Annotated in this window: 18 protein-coding genes, 1 tRNA gene and 1 pseudogene; 4 read left to right on the top strand and 16 right to left on the bottom strand. The window is 33.0% G+C overall.

Annotated elements, in window-relative coordinates:
- From DIU01_RS04845 to DIU01_RS04820, 6 genes are all read right to left on the bottom strand, one after another.
- Positions 1-867 (bottom strand): alpha/beta hydrolase (locus tag DIU01_RS04845; protein WP_290832112.1); only part of this gene is annotated, 867 nt, incomplete at its 3' end.
- On the bottom strand, positions 851-1426 hold the full coding sequence (locus tag DIU01_RS04840; RefSeq protein ID WP_290832111.1) for a DUF1801 domain-containing protein: 576 nt from the start codon (positions 1424-1426) through the stop codon (positions 851-853). The genes DIU01_RS04845 and DIU01_RS04840, both read right to left, overlap by 17 nt.
- A gap of 166 nt (positions 1427-1592) precedes the next feature.
- Complete coding sequence (gene pepT, locus DIU01_RS04835) at positions 1593-2861, bottom strand: peptidase T (protein WP_290832110.1); 1269 nt, start codon at positions 2859-2861, stop codon at positions 1593-1595.
- An 89-nt stretch (positions 2862-2950) separates the two neighbouring features.
- A complete protein-coding gene (locus tag DIU01_RS04830) occupies positions 2951-3319 on the bottom strand; it encodes a glyoxalase (protein WP_290832109.1) in 369 nt (122 codons plus the stop codon).
- Positions 3320-3362: 43 nt separating this feature from the next.
- On the bottom strand, positions 3363-3971 hold the full coding sequence (locus DIU01_RS04825; RefSeq protein ID WP_290832108.1) for a YkgJ family cysteine cluster protein: 609 nt from the start codon (positions 3969-3971) through the stop codon (positions 3363-3365).
- Between the two features lie 127 nt (positions 3972-4098).
- On the bottom strand, positions 4099-4815 hold the full coding sequence (locus tag DIU01_RS04820) for a 3-ketoacyl-ACP reductase (RefSeq protein WP_290832107.1): 717 nt from the start codon (positions 4813-4815) through the stop codon (positions 4099-4101).
- A gap of 172 nt (positions 4816-4987) precedes the next feature.
- Here DIU01_RS04820 and DIU01_RS04815 point away from each other — a divergent pair, with 172 nt between their 5' ends.
- Entirely contained in the window at positions 4988-6403 is a 1416-nt protein-coding gene (locus DIU01_RS04815) for an MATE family efflux transporter (RefSeq protein WP_290832106.1), read from the top strand.
- Between the two features lie 185 nt (positions 6404-6588).
- On the opposite strand, the gene DIU01_RS04810 is transcribed toward DIU01_RS04815, so the two are convergent.
- Positions 6589-7071, bottom strand: a complete 483-nt coding sequence (locus DIU01_RS04810) for a DNA-deoxyinosine glycosylase (RefSeq protein ID WP_290832105.1) — start codon at positions 7069-7071, stop codon at positions 6589-6591.
- Between the two features lie 197 nt (positions 7072-7268).
- Between DIU01_RS04810 and DIU01_RS04805 the strand changes: the two genes are divergently transcribed.
- Positions 7269-8276, top strand: coding sequence for an LLM class flavin-dependent oxidoreductase (locus DIU01_RS04805; RefSeq protein ID WP_290832115.1), 1008 nt, complete (start codon positions 7269-7271; stop codon positions 8274-8276).
- 100 nt (positions 8277-8376) lie between these two features.
- On the opposite strand, the gene DIU01_RS04800 is transcribed toward DIU01_RS04805, so the two are convergent.
- The 5 genes from DIU01_RS04800 to DIU01_RS04780 form a co-directional block, all read right to left on the bottom strand.
- A complete protein-coding gene (locus DIU01_RS04800; RefSeq protein ID WP_290832104.1) occupies positions 8377-9345 on the bottom strand; it encodes a sodium-dependent bicarbonate transport family permease in 969 nt (322 codons plus the stop codon).
- Between the two features lie 131 nt (positions 9346-9476).
- Positions 9477-10430, bottom strand: a complete 954-nt coding sequence (locus DIU01_RS04795; RefSeq protein ID WP_290832103.1) for an L-threonylcarbamoyladenylate synthase — start codon at positions 10428-10430, stop codon at positions 9477-9479.
- Between the two features lie 9 nt (positions 10431-10439).
- Positions 10440-11276, bottom strand: a complete 837-nt coding sequence (locus DIU01_RS04790; RefSeq protein ID WP_290832102.1) for a DUF6671 family protein — start codon at positions 11274-11276, stop codon at positions 10440-10442.
- Positions 11276-11560: a hypothetical protein gene (locus tag DIU01_RS04785; RefSeq protein WP_290832101.1), complete on the bottom strand. Its 285-nt coding sequence runs from the start codon at positions 11558-11560 to the stop codon at positions 11276-11278. The genes DIU01_RS04790 and DIU01_RS04785 overlap by 1 nt, the downstream gene beginning before the upstream one ends.
- Positions 11561-11765: 205 nt before the next feature.
- The gene (locus DIU01_RS04780; protein WP_290832100.1) at positions 11766-13202 is read right to left on the bottom strand and encodes an NADP-dependent isocitrate dehydrogenase; all 1437 of its coding nucleotides are present in this window, start codon (positions 13200-13202) and stop codon (positions 11766-11768) included.
- Positions 13203-13294: 92 nt separating this feature from the next.
- Between DIU01_RS04780 and DIU01_RS04775 the strand changes: the two genes are divergently transcribed.
- On the top strand, positions 13295-14218 hold the full coding sequence (locus DIU01_RS04775; protein WP_290832099.1) for a LysR family transcriptional regulator: 924 nt from the start codon (positions 13295-13297) through the stop codon (positions 14216-14218).
- A 147-nt stretch (positions 14219-14365) separates the two neighbouring features.
- On the opposite strand, the gene DIU01_RS04770 is transcribed toward DIU01_RS04775, so the two are convergent.
- Positions 14366-14439: transfer RNA gene (locus tag DIU01_RS04770), tRNA-Arg, on the bottom strand.
- Positions 14440-14510: 71 nt separating this feature from the next.
- Here DIU01_RS04770 and DIU01_RS04765 point away from each other — a divergent pair.
- Positions 14511-15023, top strand: a complete 513-nt coding sequence (locus DIU01_RS04765) for an adenine phosphoribosyltransferase (RefSeq protein WP_290832098.1) — start codon at positions 14511-14513, stop codon at positions 15021-15023.
- Here the strand turns inward: DIU01_RS04765 and DIU01_RS04760 are convergent.
- From DIU01_RS04760 to DIU01_RS04750, 3 genes and pseudogenes are all read right to left on the bottom strand, one after another.
- Entirely contained in the window at positions 15020-15160 is a 141-nt protein-coding gene (locus tag DIU01_RS04760; protein ID WP_290832097.1) for an SsrA-binding protein, read from the bottom strand. The genes DIU01_RS04765 and DIU01_RS04760 overlap by 4 nt on opposite strands.
- A gap of 74 nt (positions 15161-15234) precedes the next feature.
- Positions 15235-16158 carry a hypothetical protein gene (locus DIU01_RS04755; RefSeq protein ID WP_290832096.1) on the bottom strand — a complete coding sequence of 308 codons (924 nt, stop codon included), beginning with the start codon at positions 16156-16158 and terminating at the stop codon, positions 15235-15237.
- A gap of 113 nt (positions 16159-16271) precedes the next feature.
- Positions 16272-16689, bottom strand: a pseudogene (locus tag DIU01_RS04750) (hypothetical protein); the annotation flags it as partial.

Below are 16689 nucleotides of genomic sequence, written 5' to 3'. Positions count from 1 at the left end.
GTTTCTAACAATTTCATAATGCGACCATGGTATAAAATGATCGGCGTCTTTTATAGAAATTTCTTCAACCGATTTCGCATTTATGAATTCTTTTTTCATGAAAATCACGTTGCTAAAAGGAACCAAACGGTCTTTTGTTCCATGAATAATCACAACGTTTGTAGTTATTTTTTTAAGATTGGGTTTCATTCTAAACAAATCATTTTTTAACCACCATAATTCGTCATTTGCTGGTCGTAATGCACCCGGAATTAAATACCGAAGTGGTTTCGACATAAAAACTGGTCGCCAAGTTTCTGGATTTTCTGCATTTGGATCGACTGAACCTGCCAAAATTACTAACTGTTTGTAATCGTTGGGTTTGTCAATTGCCATTTTTACAATTATTGGTCCGCCGTACGAATGACCGATTAAATAAATGTTTTTTCCGTTCTTAATTTTTTCTACAAATTGCTCAATTATAGTTGCTTGTTCGTCTAAATCTTGTGCTTCACCAAAATTGCTATAACCAAATCCTGGTCTATCAATTGAAATCATTCGGTACTTTTTAAGAAGCAAAGTATCTTTTAGATAATCTTTATAACTGTTCCAACTTCCAGGCGAACCATGAACAAAAAATAGGGTAGGAAGATCTTCTTTTCCAGTTTGAATAAAATGAATTTTTGAATCGTCAATTTTTATGGTGCTATCGATATAGGTAGTTTTCGACTCTTTAAAGAAAGTTTTTGTTTTTGATTTACTCGTTCGCATAGTCATACACGATTGACAAATAATGATGTAAAAAACCAATGTAGTAAATAGAATAACTTTTATTTTATTTCGCCTGAAGTAATTCATTTTTAATGATTTATTATCTGTATTTGTCATTTAAACCAATGTTGGAGAGAATCATAGGTTTGATTTTTTCGAATCGTGTGATTTTGGTTTTTTCTTGTTTCGCGCTATCTATATATTCTAAAAATTCTTTTTGTTTGTATGGTGAAAATTCGAAAAACGCTTCCGCAAATGACGTGTCGTTGTCTAAATGACTTTGAAAAAACTCAGCTATTTCAACTTCTTTTTTGGTTGGTTTTATTGATTTTCCATCTTTTTCATTTGCAATTGCTTCTTTGATGTAAGCCAAAATCAACTTTTCATTTAGTTCACTTTTGGAAGTAAATCGCCATTGACGCAGACCTTTTGTTACACCATCATTGGCATTAACCAATAGATTGCCTTCGTCTTTAAGGAAAACGCCATTAAAGAACCAAATGGTAAAAAAGTTTTTGAAACCGCCAATACCAATTACATTTTTGTTGTTTATGGTATATACGATTCCGCCCCATTTTGTGGTTTCAACTAATTCGGTTTTATTGATTATGGATTTTAAAGTTTCGATTTCTTCTTCCCATAAATCGTTGCTGTGCCAACTTTTTTTATCTTCCATAAAATTCTTGACATTTATTCAATACATTTACAATCTAGCCCTGATTGCAGTGGAAATTTTTTCTTAATTGCCTTGGGTTGAAACCCAAGGCAATTAAGAAAAGATTGTAACGAAAAGCAGGAATACGGAAACCAAGAAATCACCAAGCCATTCGCTCCCAATAAATTTATTTCTTCTTTTTATTTTCTTTAGAAAAATCGGTTGTAGCTGTTAGTTCGGCGATTTTTACAATTACGTCAACGGCTTTTTGCATGCTTTCTACTGGAACGTATTCGTATTTTCCGTGAAAATTGTGTCCGCCAGCAAAAATATTCGGGCATGGTAAACCCATGTACGACAAACGAGAACCGTCTGTTCCGCCACGAATTGGTTTGATTAATGGCTTGATTCCGAGTTGTTTCATTGCTTTTTCGGCAAGGTCAACTATGAACATCATTGGTTCTACTTTTTCGCGCATGTTGTAATATTGGTCTTTTATCTCGGCGATGCAGATGTCTTCTCCAAATTGTTTTGCGAATTTTTTATTGATGTCATTGACAATTTTTTGAACTCTTTTTTTACGTTTTTTGAACTTTTTAGCATCGTGATCGCGAATGATAAGTTCTAATTTGGTTTCTTCAAGACTTCCAGTTAAACCAGTAACATGATAGAAACCTTCGTAATCTTTGGTCTCTTGCGGAATTTCGTTTTTGGGTAATTTATTGATGAAATGATTGGCAATTAGCATAGAATTGATCATTTTTCCTTTGGCATAACCTGGATGAACGCTTTTACCTTTAAAGATAATTTTGGCTCCAGCAGCATTGAAATTTTCATATTCTAATTCGCCAATTTGACTTCCATCCATAGTGTAAGCCCATTGTGCGCCAAATTTTTCTACGTCAAAAATATCGGCACCACGACCAATTTCTTCGTCTGGTGTAAATCCGACTCTAATTTTTCCGTGTTTGATTTCTGGATGTTGCACAAGGTATTCCATAGCCGTAACAATTTCGGTTAAACCGGCTTTGTCATCGGCACCAAGTAGCGTTAAACCATTGGTTGTAATTAATGTTTGGCCTTTATAAAGCAATAAATCTTTGAAATAACTTGGAGAAAGAACGATGTTTTGCTCTTTGTTTAGAACAATATCTTTACCATCATAATTTGGAATTATTTGTGGTTGAACGTCTTTTCCAGTAAAATCGGGCGAAGTATCGTAGTGCGAAACGAAACCGATTGTTGGAACTTCGTGTTCTACATTGCTTGGTAAAGTTCCCATTACGTAACCATTTTTATCGATGGTAACTTCGGTTAAACCGATGTCTTTTAATTCTTTAACTAATAATTTAGCTAGAACTAATTGTTTTTTTGTGCTTGGAGTTGTTGGTGAATTGGCATCCGATTCAGTATCGATAGTAACGTAGCTTATAAAGCGATCAATAATATGTTGCATAATGTTGGTTTAAGTAAAGGACAAATGTAGGGAATATTTTGTTTTTGGGCAGTTGATAAACGTTAGTAAATGTTATTTCTGATTTTAATTTATTTGGTTGAAAACGTTCCAAAATGCCATAAAATCCCAGATGGATCAATAAGAAAACATTCTTTTCCCCAATCGTATGATTTCATCGGAATTAATTTTGCGGAAGGATATTTTGAAGTTAGATTTATAGCAACAAGATTGTTCCAGAATTCTTCAACATCTTCAACTTCCATAAAAACCATGGTATTGTCTATCCAATCTTTTACGTAGGCATCTTGAAGGTAAAAACCAATTGTATCGTTTTGAAATAGAGACATGTTGTGGGCTAATACTACTTCTTGAAAACCCAAATAGGTATAAAAATTACGTGAGGTTTCAAAATTTTCACTTCCAATAAACGGACGAATGGATTTGGCTTTATGTTGCATGTTTTATGACTATTTAATTGTTAGTCAAATATACTAAAAAATCTTACGCAATTTCTTTAAGTCCATCGGGTAAAGGTCGATAAGCATGGTAATGTAAGACTTCTTCTAATGCTAATTTCAATGCTATGTTAATTGGAACCAAGGTAGTTCCTTGTTGCAGATCTATTTGTGCAAGATTCATATAGTAATCGGAAATTATTGGAACGTAAAGTCCGTTTTGAATTAATTCTGAAGTTTTATCGTAGTTTTCTTGTTGATTTTCTTTGATGAATTTACAAGTTGCCATTCGATTTTTACCATATTGATCTTTACTCGCGGCATAACCAAAAAGTCTACAGATTAATCCGCGGTATTTATAACTGGAACATTTGCCGTTAACAGTATCAACTAATGATAACGGACGATAAATGTGACAAATTGCAGACGATTTATTTTTTAATTCTTCGAGTAATTCTTCGGCTTTACCTTCTAGAAAAGAATGAAAAGCCCATGGTAAAAATTCTAGTGAAGTAGCAACGATATTGGGTGTTGAACAGCATTTTCCGCAACCAGAAAGACAATGTAAGTTTGCTTTTAAATTGAAACTCGCAATTTCGAGTTCAAGTTTATTAAATAAGATTTCTACTTTTTCTACTTTACACTCTAAAGTCATTTTTTTTGTAAGGTAGGCTATTGCTACTAGCTTGAGTTACATCTTGACTTTTATATTTGTAATTAACATATAACTATTTGAATAAAAAAAAACTCGCAGTGTTTGATAGCTGCGAGGTTTTTATTTCTTACGGATTTGTCGACCACAAGGAAGCCGATTTCAGCATTGCTCTTCGCGGTAGTTTTAGTCCTAAAACAATAAGTTCGGCAAAATCTTCTGGCTGTAATACTTTTTCTATATTTCCATCCGTAATTCCTAATTCTAAGGACATGTCTGATGCGATTGTACTTGGTGTTAACGTGCAAACTCGAATATTATTTTTTCTAACTTCTTTCATCAACGCTTCCGACAGTCCAATTACTGCAAATTTTGAAGCTGAGTATGCTGAAGTATTTGCATTACCAGTAATTCCTGCAGTTGAAGAAATATTGATGATATCACCTTCATTTTTAGTGATTAAATAAGGCAAAACTTCCTTAGTTACGTAATACATTCCCATTACATTGGTTTGAATAATGGCATTCCATTTCTCTGGACTCATTTCTAAGAAACTTCCAAAAGCTGCAATTCCGGCATTGTTTACTAAAATATCTACCGACCCAAATTGGTGTAAAATACGTTCAATACCATCTTTCACCTCTTCATGATTGCCTACATCAAATAGTTCATAAATGGCATCTACACCATACGATTTCAATTCTGTTACTGTATTAAGCAGATTTTGTTCGTTTCTTCCAGTAATAGCAACATCAATTCCTTCTTTTGCAAAAGCAATAGCAGTAGCTTTTCCTAAACCTTTTCCGCCACCAGTGATAATTGCTTTTTTACCTTTTAAATTTTCCATTAGTATATTTTTATACAAATTTACTATTCTGAAATCGAATCAATATGAATTGAATCTTAAATTTAACGGATTATTAGCGTATCAGTAATTTCAAATAATTGAAATATTATTTATAAGTTAAAACAACTTTCATAACAAAAAACTATTTTTGAATTTTCAAACAGCAAATCTAATGGCTTTCAGCACACATAAACTGCAACATTTTTTCAAGTTAGTAAAACAATCTATTAAAGGAGAAGAGCACGATTACACAAAAGGAAACGTAAAAGTTGCTATTGTTTTATTGGCTATTCCAATGATTTTAGAATTGAGTTTAGAGTCGATTTTTGCTGTTGTTGACATTTATTTCGTAGGTCATTTGCCCAATGCAGATGTTGCCGTTGCGACCGTTGGTTTAACCGAAGCCGTTATCTCATTAGTTTACACCATCGGAATTGGTTTAAGTGTTGGTGCAACTGCAATTGTATCTAGAAGAATAGGAGAGAAAGATGTTGTTGGCGCTTCTAAATCGGGTGCACAAGCCATTATTGTTTCGGTATTTGTATCTATAATTGTGGCTATTTTAGGCTATATTTTTGCGCCAAATATCCTCGGATTAATGGGAGCAAAGCAAGAAGTGATTGATGAAGGAGCAATGTTTTCTAGAATTATTTTTGCAAGTAGTCCAGCAATTATTTTATTGTTTTTAATCAACGGAATTTTTCGTGGCGCAGGCGATGCTGCAATGGCAATGAGAAGTTTATGGATTGCAAGTATCATCAATATTTTTTTGTGTCCGATATTAATCTACGGAGTTGGACCTTTTCCAGAGCTTGGCTTAACTGGTGCTGCAATTGCAACAGCTATTGGAAGAACTGTTGGCGTATTTTACCAATGTTATCATTTGTTTTTAAAAGATAGAACCATTAAAATTCTTAGAAATTATTTTAAACCAAATCTTGAAATTATAAAATCACTGTTAAATATTGCAACTCCTGCGATGTTGCAATTTTTCATCCAAAGCGGAAGTTGGATTGTATTAACTTATATAGTATCAATTACTGGAAGTACAGACGCAAGTGCAGGTTATCAAATAGCGATTAGAAATGTAGTGTTTTTTATTCTTCCAGCTTGGGGTTTTAGTAATGCTGCTGCAACATTAGTTGGTCAAAATTTAGGTGCTAAACAAACCGATAGAGCCGAGCAAAGTGTTTTTCTTACTACAAGATATACGGTGATTTTTATGGGATTTGTTTCTCTGTTGTTTGTTCTTCTGCCAGAAACAATTATTAGTTTTTATACATCCAATAAAATAATCGCCGATTACGGAGTTCAAGCATTGCGAATAATGGGATTCGGATTTATTTTCTACGGAATCGGAATGGTAATGATTCAATCACTAAATGGAGCTGGTGATACTAAAACACCAACATGGATTAACATTTTTTGCTTTTGGATTATACAAATTCCGCTAGCTTGGTTACTTGCAGTTTACTTTAAAATGGGTCCGCTTGGAGCGTTTATCGCAATTCCTACCGCAGAAACTGTTTTAGCTTTTCTAGCTTTTTATTTCTTCAAAAAAGGAAAATGGAAGGTTGTTGAGGTTTAGGTTTAGGTTTTCAGTTTTCGGTTCTCGGTTCTCGGTTTTCGGTTTTCGGTTTTCGGTTTTCGGTTTTCAGTTTTCGGTTCTTGGTTTATTACTATTTTAACTTCGAGTTTTTTTTGTGAGAAAGTTGTTTTATAGAAAATGTATTGAGAACTTAGACTTACAAAATATGTTACTGCAGCTTAGTGCTATTTTAAAAGAATTTGCTTCCACTCCAAAAGTTTTTCTTCAAATGTTTTGCCTGCATTTGCCGGACTTGTAGATGGTAATGTTGTAGTTTGATAATGTTTTTCTAGAATTACATATTTCTTAAAGAAACTAGCCGCTTTTTGTCCGTTAAAAAAAATGTGATTGATCTTAGGATGGTTTTTTAGAAAATGTTCAAAATCATTGGCAACTTCATTTTTTATAGCACTATCAAGGCTTCCTTTTCTTTCGCAGACTTGTAAAACATCCCATAACGCAATGTGATTTTCTAGCAATAATGCTTTTTTATTTTCATAATCGTCTGAAAAAGGTGTTTTAAAAATTGTGAACAGTAATTTCCAGAGATTGTTACGTGCATGTCCATAATACTGATTCAATAAAATAGATTGTTCGCCAGGCATTGTACCTAAAATTAAAATAGTAGCTTCTTTATTTGATATGGGTTCAAATGAATATTTTATCATGAGTTTTCGTTTTTAAAGAAGTAGTATTTAAAATTAGTATTGGTTTTAAAAGTGATCTAATGTAATAAATAGGAATCTGAATCACAAGTGAAAATTAAAACATGCAAACAGAAGCTTATAGTTCTGTTAAAGTTACCGCTTTTAAAATTTCAAGTCGAAAGAATGAATTAATTTTACATAAAGATTTAAAATACGAAATGTCAAAAAATATTCCCATATCAATACTCGAATTGGCTATCGTTTCTAAAGGAAGCGATACCGGTGAAACCCTTCAAAAAACAAAAGAAATTGCTCAAGCTGCCGATGCTTTAGGTTACAACCGATTTTGGCTCGCTGAACACCACAATATGGCACACGTAGCAAGCACAGCAACAGTAGTTTTAATCGGATATATTGCTGGTGAAACTAAAAATATTCGCGTTGGTTCGGGTGGAATTATGTTGCCCAATCATTCACCTTTAATTATTGCAGAACAATTTGGAACTTTAGAAACACTTTATCCAAATAGAATAGATTTAGGATTAGGTCGTGCGCCAGGAACAGACGGATTAACAGCTCAAGCCATCAGAAAAGATTTTTATGAAGAATCGCAGCAATTTCCTAAAAATGTCGCTGCATTGCAAACTTATTTTTCAGAAGAAAATAGTACTTCAGCAGTAAGAGCCTTTCCTGCAGAAGGATTAAAAGTTCCTATTTGGATTTTAGGTTCTAGTATGGATAGTGCCGCATTGGCTGCAGCTTATGGTTTGCCGTATGCTTTTGCCGGACATTTTGCACCAAAACAAATGATTCAGGCATTTGAATTTTACAGAGAAAATTTTGAACCATCAGAATATCTTTCAGAACCAAAAACGATGGCTTGTGTCAATTTAATTGCCGCTGATACTAAGGAAGAAGCCGAAGTTTTATCGACAAGTTTATATCGAATGTTTTTAAATTTGATTCAGAATAACAGACAACCTTTACAACCGCCAGTAGCTTCTTTAAACGGACTTATGAATGAAACCGAGCGTTTTCATGTAGATCAAATGACAGCATGTTCTTTCATTGGCGACAAACAAAGTTTAGTTAAAGAACTGAAAAAATTTATTGATTTCACTCAAATTGATGAGGTAATGATAACATGTCCGATTTACAATCACGCAGATAAACTGAAAAGTCTAAAAATAGGGAAGGAAGTCATGGATGAAATAAATGGGATTTAATTTTAATGGATTAATAAGTGAATAAAAAAAGCTCCGATTAAAATCAGAGCTTTTAGTTTTTATGACCAAAATGCAGGAGATTTTTTAGCAATCATTTTTATTATTTGCATAAAACTATGGCAAAATAAATTGGAAAGCCAATGGTAATATTTAAAGGAAAAGTAACCGCTAGCGCCATTGGTAGAAACAAACCAGGATTAGCCTTTGGCGCCACAATTTTCATCGCTGCAGGCACTGCAATGTAGGAAGCACTTGCTGCTAAAATGGCAAAAATAAATCGGTTTCCAATGTCATTAGTTACCAATTGACTCAAATAGGCTACTAAACAACCATTAATTAAAGGTATTACGAGCGCAAATCCTGTGGCAAACCAACCACTTTTTATAAATTCGTTCAGCTTTTTACCACTAACAATACCCATATCCAACAAAAAGATGGCTAAAAATCCTTTAAAAATATCATTTGTAAATGGTTTTATTCCCATTGCTTGTTGATCGCTTGCTAAAAATCCAATGACCAAACTTCCTAATATGAGCAAGACACTTCCGTTGGTAAGTGAGTGTCTGACAACAGAGGACAAACTTGTTTGTTTGGTGTTTTCCTTTGTCTTATTGTAAATACGCATCAAAATTACGCCTACTACAATAGCTGGTGCTTCCATTAGTGCCATTACAGCAACCATATGACCGCCGAAATTAATTTTTTGAATTTCTAGAAAACTTACCGCTGTTACAAAAGTTACTGCACTAACAGAGCCATAGGAAGCAGCAATGGCACCAGCATTTTCAATACTAAATCTTCTTTTCAAAAGAAAGAAGCAATAAAATGGAATGAACAAGGCGATAACTATTCCAAAAATAACAGACCATACGATGTCAAGAGTGAAATGACTGTGCGCTAACTCTTGTCCTCCTTTAAATCCTATTGAAAATAAAAGATATAATGAAATGAATTTAGAGCTGTTGGCAGGAATCTCTAAATCACTTTTTAGTCGAGCAGCAATTATACCTAAAAGAAAAAATAATAAAGCTGGATTGGTGAGATTGTCTAAGAGTAAATTAATATTCATTGAGTTGAGGTGTTTTATTACACTTTAATTAAAGCTTTTGGGACTCTATTTAAAATAATGGAGAATAAATTATGATGTAGTTTTAAATGGTCTTTGATAAAAACATAACTAGTTTAAAAAAATAGAGAATCTTACTTTTGGGATGCTCTTTTTAATCGGTCATTAATGGCTCTACCCAGATTATTTTCAGGAAACTGCTCAGTAATAATTATTTGCAAATTTAATTTGTCCAACCGATGCATTGCCGCGTACAAGTTAGAAGCAGCTTCTTCTAGATTAGAAGTGGTTGAAAGCACTTCTTGATGAACCACCAACGGATTATTTATTTTTGAATCAAATACTAAAATCCCAATCTTTTTATCTTTATAATAATCGACCGCGTCAATAACATTTGGTACAAGTACTGTTGGAGTCTTTGGCGAATAATGTTTCAGCATCATTCCAGGTGCATTGGGAGACTTTTCTTCAATAGTATGTATATTAATTGAACCAATCTCATTCTCAATAGCTTCAACAGAAATAGAGCCTAATCGATAAAGAATGGGGATTTCGCCGTTAAATCCAATGATAGTTGACTCGATTCCATTTTTACATTCGCCACCATCTAAAATCATTGGGATTTTATTTTCAAAATAATTCGCAACATGAACCGCCGATGTAGGACTAATAGAACCAAAAGGATTTGCACTTGGTGCCGCCAAAGGAAAAGGTAACAACTGTAACAATTTTAATGTTTCAGGATGATTAGGCATTCTTATAGCGACAGTATCTTTTCCACTCGAGATTAAATTTGAAATATTTTCTTTTTTTGGTAATACTAAAGTAAGTGGTCCAGGCCAAAATTTATCAATTAATACTTTCGCTTTGTTTGGTACGTAAGTGGCCAAATTAGATACTGCATCTTTAGATCCTATATGAACAATAAGTGGGTTATTTGATGGTCTTCCTTTTACTTCATATATTTTTTTGATAGCACTTTCACTGTAAATATTACCTGCTAAACCATATACAGTTTCTGTTGGAATAGCAACTACCTCGTTATTTTCTAATAAATGTGCGGCTTGAACTATATCTTTTGATATCATTATAAAATTTTATGGGTTACAAAAATCGCAATAGGCTGGATCTTCTTTTGTTTTTTCATGAGGATAAAACACTTCCTTAGTATAGTCACATTTTTTGCAAGTGTATAAAAAGGAAAGTGTTGAGCGTGTGGCACAATTACACCAACCACAAGGTAAACCTGGTAATGCATCAGTAACCACAAATCCGGGAAATTCGCAGTTTGGACATTTGGATTGCACAGCTTCTAAAAGTTTTTTGGCAGTATTCTCAATCACTTTCATTCTACTCGGGTTGAAATTAGCCCTCATATCGGTCTCAACATACGCACTTCCGAAATCACTTTTAAATTCCTCAAAATTCTTCTTCAGTTCGTCATGATTTGTAATTCCTTTTACTACTCTAGCATAATTATTTTCTGCAGGTTTCATAATTAAAGCATGAGAAGGAAATTGAGCACGACTAGCAAATTCCAATAACTCGGTTTGACTTGTAATCTTGGATGCGCTAAAATTGGTGTGCATACTAAGTTCTCTAACTATAATTTCAAGCTTATTCTTTTTATCAACAAGCATCATAAATTCCTCATCTGCAGGAGCAAAAAAAACCGATGGATGAGCACCAAAAGACCCTTCGCTAGCAATAACTAATTCACAATTATTCTTTTCCATAGCTAGGAGGCATTTATTGCGAAGGGTCGATAGTGCATCATCTTTTCTTTGAACCTCACCTGAAAAAGTACCTAAGGTATCGGTATCAAATACATCGGTAACAAAACATGAAACACCAAGTTGTTGTTCAAATAAAGGAGCGATAACTTCTTCTTTATTGTGTTTTGTTGCAATAAGCAGTTTTCTATTTAAAAACATTACTCAGTATATTCAATAAAAACGTTACTTTTAATTACCAAATTAACGCCTTTTGCTTTTGCTATATTTATAAATTCTTTAAGTTCCTCTTGAGTTGCTTGCAGTTGTTCAATACGATTTTTAGAGTGTTGACTGTCTCTTTCAAATCGAATATGCTGACTAAAATCATCAAGTTTATGGTAACTAATTTTACTCTTAATTAAATCGGATAGCACGTTATTGGCTTCATTAGGAGTAAAAGTGCTGTCAATGAGTTTGAATTCTTTTTTTTCTTCTGTTTTCATAATTTTATGTTCATTTTTTTTAATTGTGTTACTACTAATAATAAGGATATACCTAATAAGCTGGTGTTGATTAAATTGGATGTAAAAAAGATATTCACAACTAAATTTCCGACAACAAACAGCGTTAATACAATTAGCATTAAAGTGTCTTTTTGAAAAGCGCTATTTTTTTTCATTTATTAATACTGATTAACTTTATAGTTTCTTATTGGCCTTGACCTAACGAATAACCTAGTTTTCCGTCAAATTCGTACAAGTTTTCTGTTTTTATAACATCAATTTTTGCATCTAAGGCTCCGGATAATAAGGTAATGATATCATTTTTATGCAAAACTTTTCCTTCGGTAGGTTTAAATCTACATCTCCAGTGATCGGTACAAAAAGTTTCTTGAAATCCATCGGGCCAAACTTTAATGCCTCGGTTGGTAATCATTGACAAATGCCTATTTTCAGTGTTAATATTTTGCATCATTTCGGCCAACTCATTTGGGTCGGTGCCATTCCAGTGTACAAATAAATCCACACCAACTAATTCTTTATTTGCAGCAGGTTTTCTTACATATTTCGGTAAATTTAAAACAGCATCTTTGGCAAATTTTACTGATTTTAAAAGGGAAGGATTTTGACCTAAATTATTTATGACTGCTTGTGCAAATTCTTTAGTTCCAACTTTTTGAGTACTAATTCCTTCGTTATAAATATCATAAGTATGAATTCCGTCTTCTATAGTTTTTAACCAAGCATTCTGTACCTTTTCTGCAACTTCGGTCTGACCAATGTGGTTTAGCATCATAACCGCGCCTTCTAATAAACCAGAAGGGTTTGCCATATTCTGTCCTGCTCTCCTTGGTGCTGAACCGTGTATGGCTTCAAACATTGCGCATTCTTCACCAATATTTGCTGAACCAGCAAGTCCAACAGAACCTGCAATTTGCGCAGCAATATCTGAAATGACATCCCCATACAGATTCAATGTGACAATAACATCAAATGCTTCGGGTGTATCGCTCATTTTGGCAGCTCCAATATCAATAATCCAATGTTCGTTTTCTATTTCGGGATACTCAGTAGCAATTTCATCAAAAACTTGATGGAAAAGTCCATCGGTTTGTTTCATTATATTGTCTTTTGTAAAGCATGTGACTTTTTTTCTTCCATACACTTTAGCATATTCAAAGGCATATCGGATAATTTTTTCACAGCCAGGACGACTTATAAGTTTTAAACATTGAACAACTTCATCTGTTTGTTGATGCTCAATACCAGCATATAAATCTTCTTCGTTTTCTCTAATAATAACAATATCCATTTCAGGGTGTTTTGTAGTAACAAACGGATACAAACTGATGCATGGTCTTACATTAGAATACAATCCTAAAAATTTTCGAGTTGTAACATTCAAGCTTTTGTAACCTCCACCTTGCGGAGTAGTAATTGGAGCTTTCAAGAATACTTTATTTCTAATTATCGTGTCCCAACTCTCTTTTGCAATTCCTGATGTGTTTCCTGAGAGATACACTTTTTCTCCAACCTCTATTTCATCATACTCGAGTTGAGCACCAGCGGCTTTGATGATTTGTAAAGTAGCATCCATGATTTCGGGACCAATTCCGTCTCCTTTTGCGATAGTGATTCGTTGCATAGTTGTTCTGTTTAATTAATTTTTGACAAAGGTAAAGTCACAATTCTATATATTTTTATTTATATTTGTTATGTAATACATAAACAAATTTTATGAACTATACCTTACATCAATTACAAGTATTTTTAAAAATCACGCAAACCAAGAGCATTACTAAAGCGGCGGAAGAATTGCATTTAACCCAACCAGCGGTTTCAATTCAATTAAAAAATTTACAAGGTCAATTTGAAATCCCTTTAACTGAGATAGTTGGTCGACAATTGTATGTGACAGATTTTGGAAAAGAAATTGCTATAGCTGCTCAAAATATAATTGATGAAGTGTACAATATTAATTTCAAGACATTAGCTTTTAAAGGAATACTGACAGGCAAACTTAAAATTTCAGTAGTTTCAACTGGTAAATATGTTATGCCTTATTTTTTATCAAAATTTACAAACGATAATAATGGCATCGAATTAGAAATGGATGTTACCAATAAACTAAAAGTGATTAAATCTTTAAAAAATAATGAAGTTGATTTTGCATTAGTCTCCACACTACCTTCTGGTATCGATGTCAACTCAGAAGTACTTTTGCCTAATAAATTATTTTTAGTTGCAACCACTGAAGACAAAGCGTTGAACGTAAAAAAAACAAACGAATACATTACCAATAACTCTTTAATTTACCGCGAAGAAGGTTCTGCTACAAGAATAGCTATGGAAAATTACATGAAAAAACAAGGAGTACAAGCTAAAATGAAGTTGCAACTAACCTCTAATGAAGCAGTAAAACAAGCCGTAATTGCTGGTCTTGGACTTTCAATCATGCCATTAATTGGTTTGAAAAATGAATTGGAAAACAAAACTATCAAAATAATTCCAGTAAAAAATCTACCCATAATAACGAACTGGACATTAATTTGGTTGAAAGGAAAAAAACTAAGTCCAACAGCAGCTGCATTCTTAAAATTCGTTAGTGAAGAAAAAGAAAATATCATAAAAAATCACTTTTCTTGGATTGAATCCTATTAAACTTGATGTTATTTAAACTTTTAAGATTTTATGATAAATAAATCGATAAATTATTAAAACTATTAGTTGTGGGCACAGAAAGGCATAAACGAAAATAAAAAAAAAATCGCAACTATCTAATTTCTTGATAATTGCGATTTTATTTTGTGACCTCGACTGGATTCAAACCAGTAACCTTCTGAGCCGTAATCAGATGCGCTATTCAGTTGCGCCACGAGGCCTTTTTTGTGGGTGCAAATATAAGTATAAATGTGTAACTTGCAAATCTAATTGACTATAAAATTTAAAAAATATGCCACTTAAAAAGTACATCCGTGATATTCAGGATTTTCCAAAACCAGGAATTGGGTTTAAAGACATAACTCCGCTACTATTAAATCCAATTGCAAGGGAAGAAACGTTGCAATTATTGCTATCTAATCTAAAAAATAAACAAATTGATAAAGTAATTGGAGTGGAAAGTCGTGGTTTTTTCTTCGGAATTTTACTTGCGGAAGAACTGAATGCCGGATTTATTCCTGTTCGTAAGCCTAAAAAACTTCCATTTGATACTATTTCGGCTTCTTATGATTTAGAATATGGAACTGATACTTTAGAAATTCACGTTGATGCCATTCAAAAAGGTGATAGAGTTTTAATCCACGACGATGTTTTGGCCACTGGTGGAACTGCAAAAGCGGTTTGCGAACTAGTTGAACGTCTTGGTGGCGAAATTGTGCAGTGTAATTTTATAATGGAATTATCGTTTTTAAACGGACGAGAAAAAATTGCAGGAAAACCGATTTTCTCGGCAATAACTTATTAATCCAAAGCGCGAGTTGTTACAAAATAGCGATATCCAATAAGCGCCATTTGCCACTTTTTTGCTTTAGCCAAATCCAATCGTTGCTTGGTGAAACTGGGTAAAATGAGTTTGTTTATTTTAGCTAAAATTTTATACATCTGTTATAATTTCTACAAAAGTAAAAAAGACCACTCAATTAGAATGGTCTTTTTCATTTAAATATATCTGATTATTAAGTTTTTCTTGGTTTTATCGAAGATTTTGCTTTTTCCAAATCTTTTTTAGCTTGTTCCAATTCTTCTTTAGCTTTGTTCATTTCGTCTTTGGCTTTCAACATTTCTTCCTTTGTTTTATCAAAATCCGATTTGTTTTCTTCAAATTGTGATTTGTTTGAAAATTTCTTTTCCATCTCAATTTTCATCTCATCCATTTTCTTTTTGAAGTTGTCTAAACCATCTTGATTTCTAAAATCAAACTCTTTATTGTTTAAATTATCGCCATTCAAATCAAAACGTTCTATTTTATTCTCACTTTTTATTTTTTCAATTTCTTCTGGAGTATAATCTTCGCCGCCTTCAATAACTTCGCCATTTTCAATAATCAATGGTTTTTTACCGTCTTTTTGAATTTGAATTCGAGTTACTGAAGAATCACCAAAGTTTAATTTGTCAGGAAAACTGAAACTGTACGATTGCGAATTATCATCATCATTCCCAAAATTAAATTGTTTCATGAAATTATCTCCTCCAGGCAGACCTCGAAAAAGCGGATTTCCAGCAAACATGTCATTCGACGAATTGGATGGTTCACCAAATCCAATTTCATCACCTTGCTTAAATAATTTTATTGTTCCTATAGGTTTTTGATTGTCATAACTCATGTTGCCTTTGTTGCCTTGACGATCAGAATATTCTACTTTTATTGCCGTAATTTCTTTGTTGGAATTGCGTTTTACATTAGAATATTTAATAGTAATTCCTTTTTCGGCCAAGGCTTTACTATCGTCTTTCATTTCACTTTCGGGTGTGTTTTTATTCCATGTCATTACAATGTTATCATCATTGTTTATGGTAGAAAGTGATTTTTTACTTTGTGCAAACGAATTGATTTGCAACAACATAACAAGCGTTAAAGCGATAAAATTTTTAAGTGACATAACAGAAAAATTAAGTTTATTTAAATTGATTTTCAAATTGTTAAACCAAAATTATAATTAATAAGTTTTCTATAAAAACAGATTTGCAAATTTTTAACTTTTAAAGTTAAATACTATCTTTTTGCTTTCTCTTTTTCTCGGTAAACTTCCATTTTTTCTTGATATACCTCCATTTGTTTTTCAAAAACTTCCATCTTTTTTTCAAAGGCTTCCATTTCTTTTTCAAAGGGTTTCATACGTTCGTCAAAATTTGACATTTTTTCTTCAAATGCTTTTATTTCAGGTTCAAGAGCTTCGATTTTTTTCTCGTATTCCTCCATTTTTTTCTCATACTTCTTCCAAGCTTTTTCATTATTTATTGGAGAACCACTCGGCGGAGTTGGAGGAGTTGGCATTGTAGGGAATTTGGCTACTTCAAAATTCAATGTTGGCGCAACTGGTGGAGTTGGAGGCGTTGGTGGTGTTGGGATATCCCCAGAAATAAAATTGTCAACAATTTTGGATTCACCTTCAAATATGATTGCTCCATCC

This window comes from Flavobacterium sp., from assembly GCF_003525665.1.
Lineage (GTDB): Bacteria > Bacteroidota > Bacteroidia > Flavobacteriales > Flavobacteriaceae > Flavobacterium.
This window is presented reverse-complemented; position numbering and strand designations above follow the sequence as displayed.

Coding starts and splice junctions, on each gene's coding strand:
- DIU01_RS04840 (WP_290832111.1), bottom strand. CDS start 1,426: ATGGAAGATAAAAAAAGTTGGCACAGCAACGATTTATGGGAAGAAGAA.
- DIU01_RS04755 (WP_290832096.1), bottom strand. CDS start 16,158: ATGTCACTTAAAAATTTTATCGCTTTAACGCTTGTTATGTTGTTGCAA.
- DIU01_RS04765 (WP_290832098.1), top strand. CDS start 14,511: ATGCCACTTAAAAAGTACATCCGTGATATTCAGGATTTTCCAAAACCA.
- DIU01_RS04790 (WP_290832102.1), bottom strand. CDS start 11,276: ATGTTTTTAAATAGAAAACTGCTTATTGCAACAAAACACAATAAAGAA.
- DIU01_RS04785 (WP_290832101.1), bottom strand. CDS start 11,560: ATGAAAACAGAAGAAAAAAAAGAATTCAAACTCATTGACAGCACTTTT.
- pepT (WP_290832110.1), bottom strand. CDS start 2,861: ATGCAACATATTATTGATCGCTTTATAAGCTACGTTACTATCGATACT.
- DIU01_RS04815 (WP_290832106.1), top strand. CDS start 4,988: ATGGCTTTCAGCACACATAAACTGCAACATTTTTTCAAGTTAGTAAAA.
- DIU01_RS04780 (WP_290832100.1), bottom strand. CDS start 13,202: ATGCAACGAATCACTATCGCAAAAGGAGACGGAATTGGTCCCGAAATC.
- DIU01_RS04800 (WP_290832104.1), bottom strand. CDS start 9,345: ATGAATATTAATTTACTCTTAGACAATCTCACCAATCCAGCTTTATTA.
- DIU01_RS04820 (WP_290832107.1), bottom strand. CDS start 4,815: ATGGAAAATTTAAAAGGTAAAAAAGCAATTATCACTGGTGGCGGAAAA.
- DIU01_RS04775 (WP_290832099.1), top strand. CDS start 13,295: ATGAACTATACCTTACATCAATTACAAGTATTTTTAAAAATCACGCAA.
- DIU01_RS04810 (WP_290832105.1), bottom strand. CDS start 7,071: ATGATAAAATATTCATTTGAACCCATATCAAATAAAGAAGCTACTATT.
- DIU01_RS04760 (WP_290832097.1), bottom strand. CDS start 15,160: ATGTATAAAATTTTAGCTAAAATAAACAAACTCATTTTACCCAGTTTC.
- DIU01_RS04825 (WP_290832108.1), bottom strand. CDS start 3,971: ATGACTTTAGAGTGTAAAGTAGAAAAAGTAGAAATCTTATTTAATAAA.
- DIU01_RS04805 (WP_290832115.1), top strand. CDS start 7,269: ATGTCAAAAAATATTCCCATATCAATACTCGAATTGGCTATCGTTTCT.
- DIU01_RS04830 (WP_290832109.1), bottom strand. CDS start 3,319: ATGCAACATAAAGCCAAATCCATTCGTCCGTTTATTGGAAGTGAAAAT.
- DIU01_RS04795 (WP_290832103.1), bottom strand. CDS start 10,430: ATGATATCAAAAGATATAGTTCAAGCCGCACATTTATTAGAAAATAAC.